General features: G+C 69.2%; 19 protein-coding genes. 11 read left to right on the forward strand and 8 right to left on the reverse strand.

Going from position 1 to position 22,174, the window contains the following annotated elements; all coding sequences use genetic code 11:
• Positions 1-243: 243 nt before the first annotated feature.
• The 3 genes from recD to recC are packed head-to-tail and all read right to left on the reverse strand — an operon-like array spanning position 244 to position 9,139.
• The gene (gene recD, locus AC5QAB_RS15735; RefSeq protein ID WP_164110133.1) at positions 244-2,124 is read right to left on the reverse strand and encodes an exodeoxyribonuclease V subunit alpha; all 1,881 of its coding nucleotides are present in this window, start codon (positions 2,122-2,124) and stop codon (positions 244-246) included.
• Positions 2,121-5,798: an exodeoxyribonuclease V subunit beta gene (gene recB / locus AC5QAB_RS15740; protein ID WP_197561762.1), complete on the reverse strand. Its 3,678-nt coding sequence runs from the start codon at positions 5,796-5,798 to the stop codon at positions 2,121-2,123. Before recB ends, recD begins: the two co-directional genes overlap by 4 nt.
• Positions 5,795-9,139, reverse strand: coding sequence for an exodeoxyribonuclease V subunit gamma (gene recC / locus AC5QAB_RS15745; RefSeq protein ID WP_197561763.1), 3,345 nt, complete (start codon positions 9,137-9,139; stop codon positions 5,795-5,797). The genes recB and recC overlap by 4 nt, the downstream gene beginning before the upstream one ends.
• 189 nt (positions 9,140-9,328) lie before the next feature.
• Here recC and AC5QAB_RS15750 point away from each other — a divergent pair, with 189 nt between their 5' ends.
• From AC5QAB_RS15750 to AC5QAB_RS15775, 6 genes are read left to right on the forward strand one after another with little or no spacing between them, the layout of a single operon-like run.
• On the forward strand, positions 9,329-10,117 hold the full coding sequence (locus AC5QAB_RS15750) for an ABC transporter ATP-binding protein (RefSeq protein ID WP_049408414.1): 789 nt from the start codon (positions 9,329-9,331) through the stop codon (positions 10,115-10,117).
• A complete protein-coding gene (locus AC5QAB_RS15755) occupies positions 10,117-10,866 on the forward strand; it encodes an MlaE family lipid ABC transporter permease subunit (RefSeq protein ID WP_005414955.1) in 750 nt (249 codons plus the stop codon). The genes AC5QAB_RS15750 and AC5QAB_RS15755 overlap by 1 nt, the downstream gene beginning before the upstream one ends.
• Positions 10,867-10,925: 59 nt before the next feature.
• Entirely contained in the window at positions 10,926-11,450 is a 525-nt protein-coding gene (gene mlaD / locus AC5QAB_RS15760) for an outer membrane lipid asymmetry maintenance protein MlaD (RefSeq protein ID WP_014039020.1), read from the forward strand.
• Entirely contained in the window at positions 11,447-12,115 is a 669-nt protein-coding gene (locus tag AC5QAB_RS15765) for an ABC transporter substrate-binding protein (RefSeq protein ID WP_197561764.1), read from the forward strand. Before mlaD ends, AC5QAB_RS15765 begins: the two co-directional genes overlap by 4 nt.
• A complete protein-coding gene (locus AC5QAB_RS15770) occupies positions 12,105-12,416 on the forward strand; it encodes an STAS domain-containing protein (RefSeq protein ID WP_014648936.1) in 312 nt (103 codons plus the stop codon). The genes AC5QAB_RS15765 and AC5QAB_RS15770 overlap by 11 nt, the downstream gene beginning before the upstream one ends.
• 1 nt (position 12,417) lies before the next feature.
• Positions 12,418-13,428: an MlaA family lipoprotein gene (locus AC5QAB_RS15775; protein WP_046433375.1), complete on the forward strand. Its 1,011-nt coding sequence runs from the start codon at positions 12,418-12,420 to the stop codon at positions 13,426-13,428.
• Between the two features lie 84 nt (positions 13,429-13,512).
• On the opposite strand, the gene AC5QAB_RS15780 is transcribed toward AC5QAB_RS15775, so the two are convergent.
• The 3 genes from AC5QAB_RS15780 to AC5QAB_RS15790 form a co-directional block, all read right to left on the reverse strand.
• Positions 13,513-14,058 carry a glutathione peroxidase gene (locus AC5QAB_RS15780; protein ID WP_014648938.1) on the reverse strand — a complete coding sequence of 182 codons (546 nt, stop codon included), beginning with the start codon at positions 14,056-14,058 and terminating at the stop codon, positions 13,513-13,515.
• Between the two features lie 126 nt (positions 14,059-14,184).
• Positions 14,185-14,574: a hypothetical protein gene (locus AC5QAB_RS15785; RefSeq protein WP_445392042.1), complete on the reverse strand. Its 390-nt coding sequence runs from the start codon at positions 14,572-14,574 to the stop codon at positions 14,185-14,187.
• 61 nt (positions 14,575-14,635) lie between these two features.
• The gene (locus tag AC5QAB_RS15790; RefSeq protein WP_069118218.1) at positions 14,636-16,204 is read right to left on the reverse strand and encodes a DNA recombination protein RmuC; all 1,569 of its coding nucleotides are present in this window, start codon (positions 16,202-16,204) and stop codon (positions 14,636-14,638) included.
• Positions 16,205-16,259: 55 nt separating this feature from the next.
• On the opposite strand from AC5QAB_RS15790, the gene AC5QAB_RS15795 reads away from it, so the two are divergent.
• Entirely contained in the window at positions 16,260-16,865 is a 606-nt protein-coding gene (locus AC5QAB_RS15795) for a glutathione S-transferase N-terminal domain-containing protein (protein ID WP_197561765.1), read from the forward strand.
• Between the two features lie 68 nt (positions 16,866-16,933).
• Here the strand turns inward: AC5QAB_RS15795 and AC5QAB_RS15800 are convergent, their stop codons facing one another.
• Positions 16,934-17,941, reverse strand: a complete 1,008-nt coding sequence (locus AC5QAB_RS15800; RefSeq protein WP_100450831.1) for a zinc-binding alcohol dehydrogenase family protein — start codon at positions 17,939-17,941, stop codon at positions 16,934-16,936.
• A 91-nt stretch (positions 17,942-18,032) separates the two neighbouring features.
• Here AC5QAB_RS15800 and AC5QAB_RS15805 point away from each other — a divergent pair, with 91 nt between their 5' ends.
• From AC5QAB_RS15805 to AC5QAB_RS15815, 3 genes are read left to right on the forward strand one after another with little or no spacing between them, the layout of a single operon-like run.
• Positions 18,033-19,004: a LysR family transcriptional regulator gene (locus tag AC5QAB_RS15805; RefSeq protein WP_197561766.1), complete on the forward strand. Its 972-nt coding sequence runs from the start codon at positions 18,033-18,035 to the stop codon at positions 19,002-19,004.
• A 15-nt stretch (positions 19,005-19,019) separates the two neighbouring features.
• The gene (gene leuE / locus AC5QAB_RS15810) at positions 19,020-19,649 is read left to right on the forward strand and encodes a leucine efflux protein LeuE (RefSeq protein ID WP_005411716.1); all 630 of its coding nucleotides are present in this window, start codon (positions 19,020-19,022) and stop codon (positions 19,647-19,649) included.
• Positions 19,646-20,083, forward strand: a complete 438-nt coding sequence (locus AC5QAB_RS15815; RefSeq protein ID WP_197561767.1) for a hypothetical protein — start codon at positions 19,646-19,648, stop codon at positions 20,081-20,083. Before leuE ends, AC5QAB_RS15815 begins: the two co-directional genes overlap by 4 nt.
• A 23-nt stretch (positions 20,084-20,106) precedes the next feature.
• On the opposite strand, the gene AC5QAB_RS15820 is transcribed toward AC5QAB_RS15815, so the two are convergent.
• Positions 20,107-21,009 carry a LysR family transcriptional regulator gene (locus AC5QAB_RS15820; protein ID WP_032958441.1) on the reverse strand — a complete coding sequence of 301 codons (903 nt, stop codon included), beginning with the start codon at positions 21,007-21,009 and terminating at the stop codon, positions 20,107-20,109.
• A 121-nt stretch (positions 21,010-21,130) separates the two neighbouring features.
• Between AC5QAB_RS15820 and AC5QAB_RS15825 the strand changes: the two genes are divergently transcribed.
• Positions 21,131-22,126, forward strand: coding sequence for an aldo/keto reductase (locus AC5QAB_RS15825; protein WP_197561768.1), 996 nt, complete (start codon positions 21,131-21,133; stop codon positions 22,124-22,126).
• The last annotated feature ends 48 nt before the right edge of the window (positions 22,127-22,174 follow it).

Consider the following 22,174-nt stretch of genomic DNA (forward strand, 5'->3'; position numbering starts at 1 on the left):
GCTCACACCCCCTCAACCGGACCCACCCCGCCTTCGACAGTTTCCTGTGATCTGTCGGCACGGCGTTCTGCTCTGGTGGGCGTCGACCTTGATCGACACGGTAGATCCACGCCATGCGTGGATGAACGTCGGAATGATCGAAGTACGCTTTTGTAGAGTCGAGCCATGCTCGACTGCTTCTGCCTGGCGATCAGGTGAAGGGGTCGGATCCCGTTCCCGGTGGGAACGGGATCCGACCCCGATTCAGAACAACTGGCCCTGCACCGTGGGCTGTTCGAGGCGCGCCGGTGCTTCGGCCACCGCTTCCGCACCCAGCCGCCAGGCCAGGCCACCCAACCGGCTGGCGTGGCGTTTCAATGCGGCCTGCAGCACCTCTGCGCTGCCCGCCACATGCAGCACTTGGCGGGCGCGGGTCAGGCCGGTGTAGACCAGTTCGCGCGACAGCACACGGCTGTCCTGGCGTGGCAGCTGCAACCACACTTCATCGAACTCCGAGCCCTGTGCCTTGTGCACGGTCATCGCAAAGGCGCTTTCGTGCGCGGGCAGTGCGGCCGGGTGGAAGGCGCGCGGCTGCTCGACGGTGTCGCCGGGGAACCAGGCCACCATCGCGCCACTGCCATCGCGCAGGCAGATGCCGATATCGCCGTTGAACAGGCGGTGCCGGTAGCTGTTCTCGGTGACCAGCAGCAGGCGGCCCTGGAAGTAGCCCGGGGTGTTGCCGGCCAGCAGCTGTTCGATGCGGCTGTTGAGCCCGCGCGCACCCTGCGGGCCTTCGCGCAGCGCGGTCAGCACGCGCAGGCGCCCGGCCTGCTGCAGGGCAAGCGCTGGATCGGCCGCGTCGGCCAGTGCACGCCAGTGGCCCAGCAGGTGCTCGCGCTGGCCGCGCAATGGATCGGCCTCGCCTTCGTGGAAATGCACGCCTGCCAGCGACCCACCGCGCAGCAGCTGCAATGCGGTGCTGCTGTCGCCTTCGCGCACGGCATGCGCCAGTGGTGCCAGGTCCAGCGCATCGCTTTGCCGGTAACCACGTTGCAGCTGCACGCGGCGGCCGGCGAAGGCGCGCGGCGTGGCCTGGGGCTGCAACGTGGCCGGTGCCAACAGACCCTGCAGTGCCTGCGCATCATCGGCGCGGGTGCCGATGCCATCACCGCTGGCGCGCAGGATCGCGCTGAGCACATCACCGGCTTCGACCGAGGGCAACTGATCGGGGTCGCCGAGCAGGATCAGCCGCGTGCCGCTGGCGATCGCATCGACCAGCTTGGCCATCATCGGCAGATCGATCATCGAGGCTTCGTCGACCACCACCACGTCCACCGGCAGCGGATTGTCGGCGTGGTGGCGGAAGCGCGGCGAATCCGGGATCACGCCGAGCAGGCGATGCAGGGTGGTGCCGGAACTGGGCAGTGCCGCGCACAGCGCCGGGTCCACGCCGTGCTCCTGCAGGCGCTGCACGGCCAGCCGCAGGCTCTCGGCCATGCGTTCGGCGGCGCGCCCGGTGGGCGCGGCCAGCGCCACCTCGGGCAGCGGCTGGCCAGCGTGCCGGGCCTGTGCGGCCAGCAGCAGCAACAGCCGCGCGATGGTGGTGGTCTTGCCGGTGCCGGGACCGCCGGTGACCAGCGCCAGCGGATGGCGCAGGGTCACGCCGGCGGCGCGTGCCTGGTGATCCTCGCTGCCCAGTGCCTGCGGGAACAGCTGCGCGAACAACGGTGCCAGCGCGGCCATGTCCGGTGCCGGCAGCGGATGCCGGCCGATGCGCTGCAGCCCGGCCGCCAACTGCCGCTCGTACTCGCGATAGCGGCGCAGGTAGAGCAGGCCGTTCTCCAGCACCAGCGGCGCATCCTCGGCGATGGCATCGGCCTGCTCCGGCGTCGCTACCCAGGGCGATGCGCGCAGCTGCGCCAGCCAGTCCTGCGCGGCAGGCCACTCGGGCACGCCGTCCAGCAACCGCTGCGGCTGTGCCGGATCAAACCCGGCGTGGCCCTGCGACACCGCCAGCGAGGCGAGCGCGGCCGCCAGCGCCACACTGTCCGGCGTGTCGTCGCGCAACCGCTGCAGGCTGGTCGCCAACGCGTGATCGAGGGTGCGCAGCAGGCCCTTCTGGTGCAGTTCCTTCAGCAGGCTCATGCGCTGGCCCCACGGGCACGTGCGGCCAGTTCGGCCTGGGCCTGTTCGCCACCTGCGAACAGTGCGTCGAGTGCATCCACCAGCACGAACGGGAAGCGGTCCACATGCACGCCGTTGCCGGCAGCATCCAGGCCGCGGCAGAACAGGTAGCGGATGCCCCCCATGTCGCGCTCGTAATCGTAGGCCGCGCCCAGACGGAAGCGCAGCCAGCGATGCAGGGCCACGGTATAGATCAGCGCCTGCAAGTCGTACTCGCTGTGGCGCATGGCAATGGCCAGCAGGTCCGGACTGTAGCCGGGCAGCCGGTTGGATTTGTAGTCGAGCACGTACCAGCGCCCGTCGCGCACGTAGGTCAGGTCGATCATGCCGGTCATCAGCCCTTCCAGGCGGCGGCGCTGGCCGAAGCCGCGACGCGCACTGGAAACCCCATGTGCATGCAGCAGCTGCAACAGCGCCGGTACCGTGGTCGGTTCGATGGCGAAATGGAAGTCGATTTCCGCGCGCCGCTCGCCTTCGCCCAGGCTGTGCAGCGCACCGCCCTCGGGCAGTGGCACGGTGAGCGTGTGGCCGACCAACGGCACCAGCACCGCCACGCCATCGTCCAGGTCGACGTCGGCATAGCCTTCATCGTGCAGCGCCTTGCGCAGCACCTCGGCCTGGCCCTCGGGCGCTTCCAGGCCCGGCTGCCAGCCCCCCCACGCAGCGAAGTCGACGTTCTCCATCGCCTCGTGCAGCACGTTGCCGAAGCGGCTGCCCATGAAGCGCGGGTCGACCGGCGGGCTGTCTTCGACGGCGGCGGGTTCCGGCAGCGCGGGCTCCAGCGGCAGTTCCGGGCCCGCGGGTTCGTCGGCGGCGGGCGCCGGCAGCTCGGTGGCGGCGGCTTCAATATCACTGCCAGCGCCCGCGTCGGCATGCGCCAGCTGGGTGAAGCTGTATACCCACCAGTCGTGCGGCACGCGCCGGGTCAGTGCACGCACTGCCGGAAGATCCCCTTCCACTTCGGCCGCCAGCTGCGGCAGCGCGGCCACTGTCTCACTGTCATCGATGTGCACGTCGGCGTGCGCGCGCAGCGCCTGCAGGTCGCCCAGCAGCGGCGCCAGGCGCGTCTTGCCAAGCCCGGCCAGATCACCCACGGCGATCCACAGCGCATGCTCGGCGCGGGTCAGTCCCACATACAGCAGGCGCGCATCCTCGGCCCGCTGCTCACGCTCGCGCTGTGTGCTGGCCGCTTCCCAGGCCTCGTCCCTGTCCAGCTTCCAGTGCAGCTGGCGCTGGCCATCGACGTGCACGGTGCAGTGCGAGGCGGTGTTCGGTGCGCCGCCGTCGATGCCGACGAAGGGCAGGAACACCAGCGGATACTCCAGGCCCTTGCTCTTGTGCAGGGTGATGATCTGCACGCGGCGCGCATCCGATTCCAGGCGCAGCAACTGCTGCTCGTCATCCTGGTCGGCGCTGGCCATCTGCCCCTGCAGCCAGTCCAGCAGGCCATGCATGCCCAGCGCCTGCGCCGAGGCTTCCTGCAGCAGTTCGCCCAGTTGCAGGTAGTTGGTCAGGCGGCGCTCGCCGTCGATCAGCGCCAGCAGGCGTTCGCCGTGCGCGGCACAGACATCGGCGATCACCGCGAACGGACCACCGCGCTGCCAGCGCTCGCGCCAGTGCAGCAGCTGCGCCTGGAACCCGCGCTGCAGGTCGCCCTCGCGCTCCATCGCCGCGATCGCACTGGCCCGCTGGCCCAGCAACACCGTGGCCAGCGCTGCACGCAGGCGGCCTTCGTCTGCCGGTTGCAGCAGCGCCAGCAGCAGCGCGCGCAGATCACGTGCCTCACTGGTGGCGAACAGGCTCTGCTTGCCCGCCGCCACTGCGGGTATGCCCACCGCAGCCAGCGCGCGCTGCACCAGCGTCGCCTCGCGATGCGAGCGCACCAGCACCGCGATATCACCAGGCTGCACCGGGCGCCCACGCAACACCGCTTTGCCCGCACGCGCCTCGACCAGGGCCTGGTGGATCGCAGCCACGCAGGCCTGGGTCGCTGCCTCACGCGAGGCATCGGCACTCATCGCCTTGTCACCCCCGCTGCGCAGCACGCGCAGGGTGAGTGCCTTGGCGGCGTGGCCGTCGTGCAGATAGTCCTCATCGGTGCGCACGCCACCGGGACGCACCGGCTCGAACTGGATGTCACGCTCGAGGAAGGCGTCCTCACCCCCGTTGTCGTACAGCGCCTGCAACGCGCGCAGCACTGACGGTCGCGAGCGGAAGTTCTGGTCCAGCACCGGCGCCTGCTGCGCCACCTGCTTGGCCTTCAGGTAGGTGTGGATGTCGCCGCCGCGGAACCCGTAGATCGCCTGCTTGGGATCGCCGATCAGGAACAGCGCCGGTGCCAGGCCGAGTTCGCGCACCTCCGGCGAATCGCCGAACACGGTGTGGAAGATGTTCCACTGGCGATCATCGGTGTCCTGGAACTCATCGACCAGCGCGATGCGGTACTGCGCGCGCAGCTGCCTTACCAGCGGCAGCCGCTGCGGGCCTTCCAGGGCCAGTGCCACGCCATCGATCAGATCGTCATAGGTCTGCACCCGGCGCGTGCGCTTCAGCGCCTGCAGGCGCTGCATGGCTTCGGCGCGAAGCGCGTGCAGGAAATTCAGCGCAGTACCACGCAGCCAGGCATCGCGTTCGGCCAGCAGCGCGACATAGCGCGCCAATGGCACCTGCACTGGCGACGACGGCGTGCGGTCGGGGAACTTCTTGTTGGTCTTGTCGGTTAGCACCTCCGGCAGCAGTGCCGGCAGGCGCTCGCTGGCCAGCAGCTCGCGCGGGTCGCCGCGCTCGGCCCAGGCCAGCAGCTGCCGGCCCAGCGAGTGCAGCCAACCCAGCTTGTAGGACACCCCGTTGATCCACTTGTTGTCGACGGCATCGCAGAGGTCGATGAAGAACTGCTCGCCATGCCCGCGCAGCGCCTGCTGCAGTTCGGTGGCGGCGGCCTGCAAAGCCGGCTGTGGATCGGCCAGCGCCACCGGCCGCGGCAACGGGTGCAGAGGCGGCGCAGCCAGCAACGCGCGCAGATCGGTGGCCAGCGCGTCCGGGTTGGACCACAGCCAGGTCAGCGGCTCCAGCGTGGCCGCGTCGTTGGCATGCACCCGCCACAGATCGGCCGCCAGTTCCTCCAACAGCTCACGGTCGCTGGCCAGTAGTTCCGGCGGATCGAAGGTATGGCCGCTCTCCAGCGCATGCTCGCGCAGCACGCGGGTGCAGAAGCCGTGGATGGTGAAGATCGACGCCAGGTCGATCTCATCGGCGGCCACCTGCAGGCGGCGCTTCAGTGCGGCGGCGCTCTCGGTCCCCCCCTGCAGATGGCGCTGCAGCACCTGGCGGGTCAGCCTCGTGTCCGGTGCTTCGCCCTCGGCCGGTTCCAGATCGACCAGGCGCGCGGCCAGCGACAGGCGCTCGCGGATGCGCTTGCGCAGTTCCTGGGTGGCGGCATCGGTGAAGGTCACCGCCAGGATCTGGCCGATGCGCAGGCCCTGCTCCACCACCAGGCGGGTGAACAACGTGGCCAGGGTGAAAGTCTTGCCGGTACCGGCGCTGGCCTCGATCAGGCGGATGCCATCCAGCGGCAGGGCCAGATAGGGATCGCCCGCCATGCGCTGGGAGTCCTCATCGACGATGGCGGTGCTCATGCGCTGCCCTCCTGGCGTGCATCGGCGCCAAGGGTGCGGCCTTCGCGCACCGCGCTGAAGACCACCTGGCTGTTGCGCAGCAGATCGGCATAGCCGGCGTCGGTGGCAAATGGATCGGCACCGCGCAGCAGCAGCTGCCAGGCGTCGCTGCTGGATTCACCCCAACTGCGGTCGCTGCCGTGCCACTGCTTCCAGCCTTCGCTGCGCTGCTTTTCGGCCGGCGCGTTGTACAGCACCCAGCCGGTGTAGGGGGCAAAGCGCAGCGGTTCACGCAGTCCGCGTTGGCGCAACTGCAGCAATGCGCGCAATGCCGCGCGTGCAGCAGGAGCGCTCAGTGCCGGCAGTACATGCGGGCCGGGACCGGCGTCGCCGCCATCATGGAACTGCACCAGCGGCAGGGCATCGCCGGCAGCGTTGGCCAGCAGCCAATCCAGGCCCTGGCGGATCACCGCAGTGCCATTGAGGGTGCCAGCGCGCAGGCGCACCAGCCCGTCGGGGTGTCGATCGGCCACACGGCCATGCAGGCGCACGCCATCGATCTCCACTTCATAGCGGCGGCTTTCCAGCGGCTCGCCCCGCATCCAGCCCAGCAATGCACTGGCATACGGGCGGGTCTTCAACTGCTCCACCTCGAACTGGCGCTCACCCAGGGGGCCCGACGGCAGCAGGCCACGCGCGCGCAGCCGCGGATACAACGGCTCGGTATCGCCACTGAGCGTGGCGCGTACCACCGCCGCCTGCACGCTGCGCTTTTCCGGCCCGCGCGAGGACAGCACCAGCGGTTCCAGATCATCGACCTCCTCGACATCGTCGGCCAGGCGCAGGCCCAGCGACTGCGCCAGGAACTGCCCGGCCGGATCGCACAGGAAGCGGCGCAGGGTATCGAGTGCAACGTCGTCTTCCACCGCATCGTCGAGCGGCGGCAACGCGGCATCGAACCACGGCTGCAGGCCTCCGCGCGCGCCGGTGAGGCGACCGGCGGCCGGATGCCATTGGCGGCGATAGCTGAAGCGGCGTGGATCACCGTCACCGAACGCCGCCGGAGAGAACGGCTGCAGTGCGTGGCGCACGGTGAAGTCGCGGACCGCCGCAGGCGGATCGAGGTGATACGCAGCGGCGGCATCGATCAGTTCACTGACCAGCACCGACGGCTCACGCGCGCTGCCATCGCGCGGATCGGCACCGAGGTAGCTCAGGTAGAACACCTCCTGCGCGGCGGCGAACAGCTGCAGGAACAGGAAGCGGTCGTCTTCGCGGGTGGAGCGGTCGCCGGGCCGGCGGCGCGGCGTGTCCAGCTCGGCAGTAAGCTGGTTGAGACCGGCAGCCGGGTCACGGCGCGGGAAATCGCCATCATTGAGACCGAGCACGCAGATCACCCGGAACGGCAGCAGGCGCATCGGCACCATGCGGCCAAAGCTGATGCCACCGGTCAGCAGCGGCGCGCGCGTATCGGCCTCGCCCAGTGCTCCGGCGAAGTGCGCGCGCACGACCTCCGGCGGCACCCCGTCCGTGAAGCCGGCCTTGGCGGCATCATCGGCGAACTGGTTGAGCAGCTTGCGCAGGCGCTCCAGGGCACGCTGGCTGTTGGGCGAACTGGGCGCAGTCGGCAGCAGCGCGTCCAGCAGCGACAGCAGGCGTTGCCGCCACTGCGCCGGCGTCAGCAGTTCGCCGAGGCGGCGCTGGTAGACCGCCAACACGCGCAACAGGCGCAGCAGCCGGTCCAGGGCGTCCAATGCGCCGCCCTCCAGCTCGATCCACGGGGCAACACCGGCCAGGTCGGCCTCGCTGCCGGTGGCATGACCGAGCACCAGGCGATCCAGCGCGAACTGCCAGGTGTAGGCGTCGTCGGCCGGGGCCTGGTGCTGGTTGCGGTGCTTCGCATCCAGGCCCCAGCGCGCGCCAGCCTGCTGCAGCCAGCCATGCAGGCGATCAAAGTCCACCGCCTCCAGCCCGGCCGCTTCGGCCAGCGGCGCGCTGGCCAGCAGGTCCAGCACTTCGTTCAGGCCGAAACGCGAGACCGGCAGGCCCAGCAGGTGCACGAACACGTCGGCCAGTGGCTCGCCGGCGAGCGGACTGCTGTCGGCCAGCGCATAGGGAATGTGCTCGTCCTCGCCCCCACGGCCGCCGAACACTGCTTCCAGATACGGCACATAGGGGTCGATGTCCGGTGCAAGCACGGCGATCTCCCGCGCCTGCAGCGGCGGGTCGAAGCGCGGGTCCTGCAGCAGGCTGCGCAGCTGGTCGTGCAGCACCTGCAGTTCGCGCAGGCGGGTATGGCAGGCATGCACCTGCAGGCTGGGATCGTCGCTGCGCAGCCCGTCGCGCAGCTCGCCCGAGGGCAGCGCACGGCGGTGGAACAGATCGCGCTGCAGGCGATGCAGCAGGCTGTCGGACAGTCCACCTTCGGCCAGCGTCGGCCGGGTGTCGTCCTCCGGATCGGAATAGGCGGCGATCTCGCCGGCCGGGTGCACCACCTCGTAGCTGCCCAGCACCGCCATGAAATCGCGGCCGGCCGCGCCCCAGGCTTCCAGCAGGCGGTTCTCACCGGCCGCTTCACCGAAGGGATCGGGCGCGCCGCTGCGCAGGCGCTCGGCCAGCGTCTGCAGGTCACCCCAGTACGTCTGCACCGGCGTGGGCATATAGAAGTGCAGCTCGCCCACCCGCGCCTGGGTGGCCATCACCCGCAGCACATCGGGCGAGATGTTGAGCGTCGCGAACGCGGACATGCGTGGTGGCAGGCCCTGCGGCAACGGCTGGCCGGCGCCCTCGAAGCGGTCCAGGTAAGCCTGGATGCGGCGCGCGCGGGAGTCGTGGCCAGCGGCGATGCTGCGCCAGAGGATGGCCTGCGGGTCGGCCGGGTCGGCGCCGGCCTCCCAGCGCAGCAGCCAGTCGCGGCGCCAGGCCTGGTACTTCTCGAACACCGACGCCAGTTCACCGGCCAACGCCCACGGCTTCAATGCATCGCTACCGGCAAGATAGGACTGCAGCGCGCGCATCGGTGGCTGCGCCAGCAACGCCGGGTCGCGCAGTGCCTGGTACACCTTCCAGTGCAGGCCGGCCGCGTCCAGGTCGTCGCGTTCGCCGGGCACATTGGCGTTGAGTGCACGGGCAACGAACTCGCCCGGGGTCAGGAACTCAAGATTGGCGGCCACGCCATATTCGGCAGCGAGTGTTGCTTGCAGCCAACGCCGCATCGCCACCTGCGGAATCAGCACCACCTCCGGCGCCAGCAGCGGCTGACCCGCAACCGGCGCACGCACGTTGCGCGCCAGCAGCGCGGCCAGCACGTCCAGGGAGTTGGAATGGTAGAGGCGGAAATCGCTGCCCGGGTCACTCATCATGCACAGTGTGCAGCACGGCAGGCAGTATTCAATGGCCGGCCCATCGCCGGTACGGATTGTTCCGGGCTGCCGGCCGATTATCCCGGCCTGGCAGGGATCTTGCCGTGCCACAATACTGGACCGTCCAGTCTGCTTATGTTCAGCCGACGGGCCCGATCCTTCGATGTCTAAAAAACGTTAATGGTGCCCATGTCGGCTTCCACCTCCAGTCTGGTGCAGTTATCCAACGTCCGCATCGACCGGAGCGGGCGCACGATCCTGCGCGACGTGTCGCTGCAGGTGCCCAAGGGCAGCATCACGGCCGTGCTGGGTCCGTCCGGCAGCGGCAAGTCGACCCTGCTGGCGGCACTGACCGGCGAACTGCGCCCGGTGGCTGGCGAGGTCACCCTGTTCGGCAAGCCGATTCCGCAGGACAGCGGCGCGCTGCTGGAAATGCGCAAGAGTGTGGGGGTACTGCTGCAGGGCAACGGCCTGCTGACCGACCTCACTGTGGCCGAAAACGTCGCGCTGCCGCTGCGCACGCATACCCGCCTGCCGAACGCCGTGCTGCGCCGCCTTGTGGAAATGAAGCTGCATGCGGTGGGCCTGCTGGCCGCTGCCGATGCCTGGCCGCGCGAGCTGTCCGGTGGCATGGCGCGCCGCGTCGCGCTGGCCCGTGCGCTGGCGCTGGACCCGCCGCTGATGATCTACGACGAGCCACTGACCGGGCTGGACCCGATCGCCTCTGGCGTGATCATGAGCCTGATCCAGCGCCTCAACCACAGCCTGGGCCTGACCAGCATCATCGTCAGCCACCACGTGCACGAGACCCTGCCGATCTGCGACCAGGTGATCGCCATCGCCAATGGCGGCATCGTGTTCCAGGGCACGCCCGAGGCGCTGCAGTCCAGCCAGGACCCGTTGCTGCGGCAGTTCCTGCACGGCCAGCCTGATGGCCCCATCCCGTTCGATGCCGCACCGCGCGCGAGGGTCGCCTGATGCCGTTCGTCCAAGCCACCCGCTCGCTCGGCCGCGCCGGCCTGTTCTCGCTGACCGTGCTGCGTGGTTCGCTGCCGACCCGTGATTTCCTGGCCGAACTGACCCGCGAGATCTACAAGATCGGCGCGCGCTCGCTGCCGATCATCGCCGTCGGTGGCGCCTTCGTCGGCCTGGTGCTGACGCTGCAGGGCTACCGCACGCTGACCACCTTCGGTGCGGCCGACGCGCTGTCGACCCTGCTCGGCCTGTCGCTGTACCGCGAACTGGCACCGGTGCTGACCGCGCTGCTGTTCATCGGCCGCGCCGGCAGCTCGATCGCCGCCGAACTGGGCCTGATGCGCGCCACCGACCAGATCAAGGCACTGGAGCTGATGGCGATCGACCCGGTGGCCAAGGCCGTGGCGCCGCGCTTCTGGGCGGCGGTGCTGACCGTGCCCCTGCTGACCGGCATCTTCTGTTCGCTGGCGATCAGTGCCAGCTACTTCGAAGCGGTACACGTGCTGGGCCTGGACAATGGCGTGTTCTGGTCGGCGCTGCGCAACAGCGTCGATTTCTGGGATGACTTCGGCGTGGCGATGCTGAAGTCGGCGATCTTTGGCGGCACCGCCGCGCTGGTCGCCGCCTACGTTGGTTTCCACGCCGAGCCGACCATCGAGGGCACCTCGGTGGCGACCACCCGTGCGGTGGTCAACGCCTCGCTGCTGGTACTGATGTTCAACTTCGTGCTGTCGGCAATGTTGTTCACCTAACCCCTCCACCGGCGGTGCGCAGGCGCGCGCGGCCACCACGACTCGATCAGGTAATCCACATGGCCATCCGCGGTCCCAGACTCGAATTCTCCGTCGGCGCCTTCCTGCTGCTGGCCCTGGCCTCGCTGATGGTGCTGGCCGTGGCCTCGACCAACCAGCGCTGGAGCTGGGGCAGCCAGGGCTACGAGCTGAAGGCGCGTTTCTCCCAGGTCGGCCAGCTGCGCAAGCAGGCGCCGGTGAAGATCGGCGGCGTCACCGTCGGCCAGGTCGCCTCGATCGACCTGGATCCGGTGAAGTTCGAATCCATCGTGACCCTGCGCATGGACAGCAAGGTCAAGGACCTGCCGGCGGACACCTCGGCCGGCATCTTCACCAGTGGTTTGCTCGGCGAGAGCTATATCGGTCTGCAGCCGGGCGGTGACCCGGACGTGCTCAAGGCCGGTGACGAGATCGTCTTCACCCAGCCGGCGGTGGACCTGATCCAGCTGGTCGGCAAGTACATGTTCAGTGGCGGCGCCGGTGGTGGCGCAGGCCAGAAGCCCAACGATGGCGCGCAGGCGCCTGCAACGGAACCGCAACCATGAAGATGAAACTGATCCCGGCCCTGCTCGCCTCGGCGCTGCTGGCGGCTACTCCGCTCCTCGCCCAGGCCCAGGCCCAGGCCACCGCCCCCGCCGCTGCCGCGGCGCAGGGCCAGGCCGGCAAGGTGGTTATCGATGCCAGCACGCGCATCCTCACCACCCTGCAGCAGCGCCGCAGCGAGTTCAGCAGCAACCCGGCCAGCCTGCGCAGCTACATCGACAGCGAACTGAACCGCACCTTCGATCGCGACTATGCCGCGCGCCTGGTGCTGGGCCCGCACGCCCGCGGCGCCTCGGATGCCGACATCAAGCTGTTCGCCGATGCCATGGCCGACAGCCTGATGCAGCGCTACGGTTCGACCCTGCTCAACATCCAGGGCAAGCCGAGCTTCCGCCTGAAGGGTGAAAGCCCGCTGCCGGGCAACCGTGGCGTGCGCGTGAGCACCGAACTGGTGCGCGCCGGCAATGAACCGACCCCGGTCGAATACTGGATGCGCAACGTGAACGGTCAGTGGAAGATCTTCGACGTCAACATCGAAGGCATCTCCTACGTGCAGACCTTCCGCAACCAGTTCGATACCCCGCTGCGCCAGAAGGGCATCAAGCAGGTGGCCAGCGAGCTGCACAGCGGCAGCATGCAGGCCGGGCCCGCGGGCAATGGCAAGTAACGCACTTGCGCTGCTGGAAGGCGACACCCTGCGCCTGCGCGGGGTGCTTGACCGTGCCGCGGTGATCGCACTGTGGCCGCAGCTGCAGGCCCTGCCGGCCAAGCTGGCGCGGCTGGAGCTGGGTGAGGTCGAGCGCGTGGACAGCGCCGGCCTGGCGCTGCTGGCCGAGCTGGCGGCACGTGCGCGCAAGGCGGGCCATGCGCTGGCCATCTCTGGCGCGCCCGCCGGCTTCAACGAGCTGAGCGCAGCCTACCGGCTGTCGCCCGACCTGGATTTCAACGCTACTTCTGCTGCGAGCTGACATGAACGTCGTACGCACTTTCCCCCTGATCCTCCTGGCCACCGCCCTGACCGCCTGTGCCGGCAAGCCCGCGCGCAGCGATGCACCGGTCGCCAGCACCGTGGTTGCGCCCGGCCCTGCTGCTCCGGCCGCAACGGCCGATACCGGCGGGGTCGACGCTGCTCCGGTCGCCTCCGTGGCCAACCCTGCCGAGCCCACCGCTTCAGCGCCGACGGCTGCGCCGCAGGGCGCAGAGGCCAGGCCACCGAAGGCCGCAGCGTCCACCGCCGCCGCCGGCGACGATGATTTCGACGCCCTCTATGGTGGTACCGGCAACACCGGCAACGCGGCGGCCTACGATCCGTGGGAACCGTTCAACCGCAAGGTGCACACCTTCAACAATGCGGTCGACCGCGGCGTGGCGCGCCCGCTGGCCACCGCCTATACCCATGTGGTGCCGCGCTTCGCGCGCACCGGCGTCAGCAACTTCTTCAGCAACCTGCGTGCGCCGGTGACCATCACCAACCAGTTGCTGCAGGGCCGTGGTGCCGATGCGTGGGACAGCCTCGGCCGCTTCCTGATGAACAGCACGCTGGGCATCGGTGGCCTGTTCGATCCAGCCAGCAAGGCGATGGTGCCGCGTCGCAATGAAGACTTCGGCCAGACCCTGGGTGCCTGGGGCTGGCGTCGTTCGCGCTACGTGGAACTGCCGTTCTTCGGCCCGCGTACCGTACGCGACGTGTTCGGCCTGGCCGGTGACATCCCGTTGTCGCCGATCCGGCGCGTCGAGGAAGACAAGATCCGCATCGGCCTGCAGGGCCTGCAGCTGGTCGACACCCGCGCACAGCTGCTGGCGATCGACGATCTGCGCGACACCGCAGTGGACGAATACGCCCTGGTCCGCGATGCCTGGATGCAGCGCCGCAACTACCAGATCGAGAACGATCTGCGCAGCAAGCGCGACCGCGGCCATGACGATGCCAATTCGCCGATCCCCGTCGATGCGATGCCGATGCCGCAGTGGACCCACTGAGGCCGCGCGACGGTGCATGAAAAACCCCGCCTCGGCGGGGTTTTTCTTTTCCGGTGGGTGCCAACCCTGGTTGGCACGCCGTGCTCAGGCCGCCAGCGCGGCCTCGATGGCCTCGCGCAGGCGCGCGTCATCGGCGGCCACGTCCGGGGCAAAGCGTGCGACGACCTTGCCATCACGGCCGACCAGGAACTTCTCGAAGTTCCACAGCACCGCCGGTGCCGGATGGATCGGGATCTCCTTGCTGGCCAGGCGCTCACGCAGCGGGCCTTCGCCGATCGACTGCGGCTGCGCGGCGGTCAGCTGCTGGTACAGCGGGTGGGTGTCCTCGCCAGCCACGCTGATCTTGGAGAACATCGGGAAACTGACATCGTAGGTGAGCTGGCAGAACTGCTGGATCTCGGCCTCGCTGCCCGGCTCCTGGCCAAGGAAGTTGTTGGCGGGGAAGCCCAGCACTTCCAGGCCCTGCGCGTGCTTTTCCGCATACAGCGCCTGCAGGCCTTCGTACTGCGGGGTCAGGCCGCACTTGGAGGCGACGTTGACCAGCAGCAGCACCTTGCCCTGGTAGTCGGCAAGCGAGGACGGCTGGCCGTCGATGGTGGTGAGGGGAATGTCCTGGATCGGGGTGCTCACGCGGGGGCTCCGGCTACGGCGGGGAATGGCCCACCAGCATAGCGCCGCGCGCGCTGTTGTAGAGCCGAGCCCATGCTCGGCTGATGGCATGGCAGCCGAGCGTGGGCTCGGCTCTACAGGCAGGATTCAATCCACGCAGATCGTGCCCTGCGCCTTGCCCTCATCGATGCGCTGGCGGCACCCGAAGTTCTGGCGCACATCACGCTGGCAGGTACCGGTGGCGGCACTGCCGGCGGCCACCTCGGCTCCGGCCAGGCACTGGCCCGTGCAGTCGCTCTTGCGGCTGCAGGCCTTGCCGGCGTCGGCATAGGGAATCACGCACTGCTCGCGCTGCAGGCGGCCGAGCCGCTGCAGCGTGCCGCCAGCGGCCTGGCAGTCGACGTCACGTGCTTCGCGGTAGGCCTCGCTGGCTTCCGGCGCAGGAGCGGCCGTAGTCGTGTCGGCGACCGGGGGCGTGCTGCTGCACGCAGCCAGCAACGCAGCCAGGACAAGAACGGCACAGGAGCGCAAGCACATGTCGATACCCGCCACGGACTCAGGGTGCCCAGCATAGCCAGGCGCAGGTGCACGGGACGTGTCAACCCGCATTGCCGTCCTCGTCGTCCTCCGGCGCGCCCAGCTGCTGCATCGGGTCCGGGGTCAGCTCCGGGGGCAGCGCGCGCTTGGCCTTGCTGCCCAGTTCGGCAAGCCGACGGGCGCGGCTGATGGCCGACTGCGGCGAATCGATCAGGCGATTGCGCGCATCGGCGTAGGCCTTGCCGGCATCGTCCAGCTTCTTGCCCATGGCGGTGAAGTCCTGCAGGAACCCGGTCAGGGCGTCCAGCACCAGACCGCCGGCCTCGCTGATCTTCAGCGCCTGCTTCTGCACCTTGTCGCGCGTCCACAGGCGCTCGGCCACGCGCAGCAGCGCCATCAGGGTGTTGGGCGAGGCGAACACCACGCGGTTGTCGAAGGCGAACGCCTGCAGGCTGCCATCGGCGCCCAGTGCGGCTGACAAGGCACCCTCGATGGGAACGAAGGCGATGGTGATGTCCAGCGTCTCGCTGCCCAACGCCTTCGGATAATTCTTCTCGCCCAGGTCCTTAACGTGCTGGCGCAGCGCAACCGCGTGCCTGCGCAACGCGTCTTCCGACTGCTCCGGGGTAGTGGCATTCATGGCTTCCTGCCAGGCGATCAGGTTCACCTTGCTGTCGATCACCACGCTGCGTTCGTCGGGGAACTGCACCACCACGTCCGGTCGCAGGCGCGCACCTTCGTCATCCACGGCATGCTTCTGCCGCTGGTAGTGCACGCCCTCTTCCAGCCCCGATCCGCGCAGTACGTTGTCGAGCATCAGCTCGCCCCAGTCGCCGCGGACCTTGGCATTGCCCTTCAGCGCATTCGTCAGCGCCGATGCCTGCGCCGCCATGTCCTGGTTGAGCGTCTTCAGTTCGCCCACCGCACCCAGCAGGCTGGCGCGTTGCCGCGCTTCCTCGCCATACAGCGTATCGACGCGGGTGCGGAAATCGCCCAGCTTGTCGGCGAACGGCTTGAGCAGCCCCTCGATGTCCGCGCGTGACTGCACTGTCGCCTGCCGCACGTTCTTCTCGAACTGCTGTCCGCGTTCGTCGAACACCTTGCCCGCCAGTTCGGCGAAGGCGCCCGACAGCTTTTCCTTGGCGGTATCAAGATAGCTGCGCAGTTCGGCACTGGCCCGTTCGGAGTGCTGCAGATTGGCCACCGCGCGGGCATGTTCACCGTGCAACTGCTGGTAGCGCTGCTGCACCTGCTGCAGCTCGCTGCTGGTCTCCGCAACGGCAGCGCGCGCCTGCGCCAGGGCCGCTTCACGTTCGGCCAGCTGTGCTTCGCGACTGGCCGACAGCGCTGCTTCGCGCTCCACCCGGGCGGTCAGCGTAGTGACGGCCTGTGCGTGCTGCTGGCTGCGGCTCCGTTCGTTCTCCAGTTCAGCGCTCAGCGCATCGAGGCGGCCGCGCAGCTGGCCGGCATCGACCAGGGCGAGGCGATGCTGTTCGCGTTCGCTGTCCAGCAGCCGCTGCAGTTCGTCGGAGGGTGCACCGCCAGCACTGCGACGCCACAGCAGCACCAGCGCGACCAGGGTCGCCAGCAGCAGGACCACTGCCAGGATCATGAGGACTTCGATATTCATGCGATCAGTTTAGCCCCGCTGCGCTAGGCTGGGTCGGTCTGCCCCGGAAGCCCCCATGCTCGCTCTGTACGGAAAACCCACCTCCATCAACGTGCGCAAGGTGCTGTGGCTGTGCGCCGGCCTCGACCTGCCACTTCACCACGAGCCAGCGCCGCCGACGGACCTGCTGGCCACACTGAACCCGAACCGGCAGGTGCCGGTGCTGCGCGATGGCGGCTTCGTGCTGTGGGAATCCAACAGCATCTGCCGCTACCTGGCCGTACGCGCTGGCCGTGATGACCTGCTGCCCGGTACGGCGCAGGGCCGCGCCCGGATCGAGCAGTGGATGGACTGGCAGGCCAGCGACCTCAACAGTGCCTGGCGCCACGTGTTCATGGCGCGCGTGCGCCAGCACCCGGACTACCCGGATGACGCCCGCGCCGCAGCCAGCCTGGCGCAGTGGAACCGGCTGATGGCTGTCCTTGATGCACAGCTGGCCACTACCGACGGCTACGTGGCGGGCAACACGTTCACTCTGGCCGACATCGTGCTCGGGCTGTCGACCCAACGCTGGCGCAGCACGCCCGGCAACAAGCCCGTGCTGCCACACCTCGCGGCGTGGTTCGAGCGCCTGCGACAGCAGCCGGGTTTCACCACCCACGTCGACAACGGCGTGGCCTGAGGCAGGGGTCGGATCCCTTTCCCGGGGCAAAGGGATCTGACCCCCAAGGGTGCGGGAACGATCCGGCCTTACCAGCCTTCCAGCACGATCTTGCCCTTGGCGCGGTGGCTCTCCAGCAGCGCGTGGGCGCGCCGCAGGTTGGCCGCGTCGATGCGCCCGAAGTGCTCGCCCAGCGTGGTCTGCAGCACGCCCGTGTCGATCAGCTCGGCCACACGGTTCAGCAGGTCGTGCTGGCGCTGCATGTCGGCGGTGCGGTACAGCGGCCGGGTGAACATCGACTCCCAGTGCAGTGACAACGCCTTGCGCTTGAGCGCCATCACGTCCACCTGGCCAGGATCATCGATCAGCCCCAGCTGGCCCTGCGGCGCCAGCAGTTCCACGATCTGCGCGTAGTACTGGTCGGAGTGGGTCAGGCTGGCCACATGCTGCACTTCGCTGATGCCGAGCCGCGCCAGTCCCTCGGCCAGCGGCAGGCGGTGGTCGATCACGTGGTGCGCGCCCATTGCGTATGCCCAGTCCTGGGTATCCGGACGCGAGGCGGTGCCGATCACGGTCAGCCTGGTCAGCTTCCGCGCCAGCTGCACCAGGATCGAACCGACACCACCGGCAGCACCGATCACCAGCAGGGTCTGGCCCTCGCCACCACCCTCGGGGATGCGCAGGCGGTCGAACAGCAGCTCCCAGGCGGTGATTGCAGTCAATGGCAGCGCCGCGGCGGCGGCATCATCGAGGCTGGCCGGCTTGCGCCCGACGCTGCGCTCGTCCACCAGCTGGTACTCGGCATTGCTGCCCGGGCGGTCGATGACGCCGGCGTAGTAGACCGCGTCGCCGGGCTGGAACAGGGTCACCTCGCTGCCCACCGCGTCGACGATGCCGACCGCATCCCAGCCCAGTACGCGCGGGCCATCGGTGGCCACGCCGCGGCGGACCTTGGTGTCGACCGGGTTCACCGCCACCGCGCGTACCGCCACGCGCAGGTCGCGGGGGCCGGGCTGCGGCAGCTCCAGTTCGATGTCGATCAGGGCCAGGGCATCATCGATCGGCAGGCCGGCGTGGGTATAGGCAATGGCGCGCATGGCAGCGGTCCAGTGGGGAAGGAGGCGACAGGTTGCGCCGCGCGCGCTCCCTCGGAAAGGCGCAGAATCGGGCAGCACTTTCACTCTGGCGATGAAGATGATCCGCTTCGACGATCTGCAGCTGTTCGTCCGCACTGCCGCGCTGGGCAGCTTCTCGCAGGCCGCCCGCGAGGCCGACCTGCTGCCCGGGCAGGTCGCTGCGGCGGTGGCACGGCTGGAGCGCGAGCTGGACCTGCGCCTGTTCGTGCGCACGACCCGCAGCCTGCGCCTGACCGGCGAGGGCGCGCTCTACCTGCCGTATGCGCAGGAGGTGCTGGCCACCCTGCGCGAAGGCCAGGCCCGCGTGCAGGGCGAGGACACCGAGCTGCACGGCATCCTGCAGCTGTCGGCGCCGTCGGACTTCGGCCGCAACCTGCTGTTGCCCTGGCTGAGCGCGTTCCGCGACGCGCACCCGCGGCTGCGCCTGCACCTGCGCCTGTCCGACGAGGTCGCCGACGTGTTCCGCGAACCGGTCGACGTGGCCATCCGCATCGGCCACTTCGATGACGCCAACTACGTAGCCCTGCCCCTGCTGGAAGGCAACCGGCGCGTGCTGGCCGCCTCACCCGGCTACCTGCAGCGGCGTGGCCCGCCCACGCGCCTGGAGGATCTGCGCGAGCACGACTGCCTGGTCTATCAACTCAATGGCCGCGCCTACGATCGCTGGTCGTTCGAGGTGGACGGGCGCCGCAGCGTGGTTCCGGTACGCGGCCCGCTGGTCTGCGACGACGCCGACGTGGTGCGGCGCTGGGCCGTGGCCGGCGAAGGCATCACCTACAAGTCCTGGCTGGACCTGCGCGAGGATGTGCAGGCCGGGCGCCTGCAGGTGCTGCTGGACGGCGTTGGCAGCAGCATCCCGCTGCAGCTGGTGTGCCCGCATCGCAAGCAGTTCTCACCCGCCGTGCGGCAGCTGCACGCGCAGCTGCGCCAGCACCTGCAACCGCTGCTGTCCGGGATGCCGGTTGGCCCCACCGGCCCCCTGTCGCCCGCCGCAGCGCTGGCCGACAATGGCGGCCCCCCGTAACAGAAGAGCACCGCCATGCCGTGGATGGGCATCCAGGACCTGTGGACGTTTCTGGTCGCCGTGCTGGTGTTTCTCGCCCTGCCCGGTCCCGGTACCTTCACGCTGCTGACTGCCACCGGCCGTGGCGGCGTGCGCGGCGGCTACACCGCACTGGCCGGCCTGCTGGTCGGCGACCAGATCCTGATGTGGCTGGCGCTGGCCGGCGTGGCGGCGCTGCTCAAGGCCAATCCTCTGGTATTCCACGCCGTGCAGTACCTCGGCGCGGCCTACCTGGTGTGGGTCGGCATCAGCCTGCTGCGCACGCCCAAGCACGAGGGCGGCGACGCCGGCCCGATCCGCATGCAACCCGGCCGCTACTTCCAGCAGGCGATCCTGGTCAGCCTGCTCAACCCGAAGGCGATCCTGTTCTACATGGCCTTCCTGCCGTTGTTCATCGATCCGAAGGCGCACCAGGGCATCGCCACCTTCGCCGCGCTGGCCGGCATCATCCTGGTGGTCAGCATCGCCTACTGCTCGATGCTGATCGGCGTGGGCAACCTGGCCCGCCGCCGGTTGATCCAGCACCCGCGGATCAGCGATGCGCTGCGCCGGGTGGCCGGCCTGTTCCTGGTGGGGTTCGGCATCCGCCTGGGGCTGAACGGATGAACGGGCGGCTGCCACTGCTCGGCATGACCCTGCTGCTGGCCGGTGCCGCCTCTGCCGGCACCGTGCAGGACCATCGCTGCCTGACGGGCGGTCGCAACAACAACATCCACCTGGAATGGCGCTGGCTGGAAGACGGCCGGGCCGACGTGCGTTACGCCGGCCAGCGCGAGCGCCTGCCCCTGCACCGGATCTCGATGGAGACCACGGTGCTGGCCGAGGATCGCCCGTACCAGTTCGACAGCGTGTGGGAAGAGCGCATCGACGGGCGCCTCAACGGCCGCTACCTGCTGAGCACGCAGGGCGCGCTGGTACTGGATCTGAGCTACGAACGCGCCCGTGATGGCCGTCGCACCACCTTCCACGATGACAGCCAGGCGTGGCAGGAGGATGGCTGCCATTGGCCGGGAGGCGTAGCGGCGCGCGTGGTCGATTGAAGCATGCCAACCAAGGTTGGCATCTACCGGTCGTGCATCTCCGCGCGCAGGTGGTCGATGAACACCCGCAGCTTGGGCGCCATCTGCTCACGCGCGGGGTAGTACAGGTGGAAGCCGGGGAATGGCGGCTGCCAGTCCTGCAGCACGCTCTGCAGTCGCCCAGCGTTGATGTCGTCGGCCATTAACGAGGCGAAGCCCTGGGCCATTCCCAGACCCGCCAGCACGGCACCATGGGCGACGCCGGCATCGTTGAACACCAGCCGCCCGCTCACTTGCACGTCCAGGTCGTGGCCGTCGCGGCTGAACTCCCAGGGCATCAGCCGGCCGTTGGCCAGCCGGTGCACGATGCAGGCGTGGCCCTGCAGGTCATGCGGGGTCTGCGGCACGCCATGGCGTTCGAAATAGGCCGGCGTGGCTACCACCACCTGCCGCTCGGGTGGCCCGACCGGCACCGCGATCATGCCCTGTGCGAGTGATTCGCCCAGGCGGATGCCGGCGTCGAAGCCCTCGGCCACCAGATCGGTCAGCGCGGGGTCGACGCACAGTTCCACCTGCACCTGCGGGTAACGCGCAAGGAAGTCGGGCAGCCGCGGCAGCACCATGCGATCGGCGACGATGCGCGGCAGGGTCACGCGCAGCCGCCCGGCAGGCACCGAGCGCGCGCTGTCCAGTTCGGCAAATGCCTGGTCGATCTGGTCCAGGCCGCCGCGCACGCGCTGCAGGAAACGCGCGCCGTGCTCGGTCAGGTTGACCCGCCGCGTGGTCCGCTGCAGCAGCCGCACGCCCATCCGCGCTTCCAGCGCGCGCACGCTCTGCGACAGCGCCGAGGTCGACACACCCAGGGCATCGGCGGCGCGGGTAAAGCTGGCGTGCTCGGCCACGTGGACGAAAGCGACCACAGCAGTGAGCGGGACGGAGGCATCCATTGTGAAGGCAGCCTTCAAGGTAAGTCCGGTGACACGCAGTTTATCCACATGATGGCGTGGAGGATGCTGTGCCCCTCGCCACTGCCCATCCAGACGTGGCGCCTTCCCCAAGGAGATCCACATGAAGACCCGTACTCTCGGCCCCGCCGGCCCCACCGTGTCCGCCCTCGGCCTGGGGTGCATGGGCATGAGCGCGTACTACGGCGGCCGCGGCAGTGACGATGACGGCATTGCCGTCATCCGGCACGCGCTGGACCGTGGCGTGACCCTGCTCGACACCGCCGATGTGTATGGCCCGCACACCAACGAGGTGCTGGTCGGTCGCGCGATTGCCGGCCGCCGCAACCAAGTGTTCCTGGCCAGCAAGTTCGGCATCGGCCTGGACCCGGCTGACCCGAAGGCGCGGCAGATCAACGGCCACCCGGACTATGTGCAGGCCGCCTGCGAGGCCAGCCTGCGCCGCCTGGGCGTGGACCACATCGACCTGTACTACCAGCACCGCGTCGACCCGACCGTGCCGATCGAGGACACCGTGGGTGCCATGGCACGCCTGGTGGAACAGGGCAAGGTGCGCTGGCTGGGCCTGTCCGAGGCCTCGGCGGCCACCCTCCGCCGCGCCCATGCGGTGCACCCGATCACGGCGGTGCAGAGCGAGTACTCGCTGTGGTCGCGCGAGCCGGAGCAGAACGGAGTGCTGGCCACCACGGCGGAGCTGGGCATCGGCTTCGTGCCGTATTCGCCGCTGGGCCGTGGCTTCCTGACCGGCGCCATCCGCAGCCCGGACGACTTCGACGCCGACGATTACCGGCGCACCTCGCCCCGCTTCGAAGGCGAAAACTTCCAGCGCAACCTGGCACTGGTGGATACCGTGCAGGCGCTGGCCGCCGAGCGCGGCATCGCCGCCTCGCAGCTGGCGCTGGCCTGGGTGCTGTCGCGCGGCGGGCACATCGTGCCGATCCCGGGCACGACGCGGCGGGCACGGCTGGACGAGAACCTCGCTGCGCTGCGGGTGGAACTGGACGCGGCCACGCTGGACGCACTGGATGCGGCCTTCCCGCTGCATGCCGCGGCCGGTGACCGCTACTCGGTCAGCGGCATGGCCAACATCGAGTCGTAGCAGCGGCCGGGACGAACGCACACCGGTGGCTACCGCCGGATTGTGCCG

Source organism: Stenotrophomonas sp. YJH_SMC_127 (assembly GCF_059372445.1).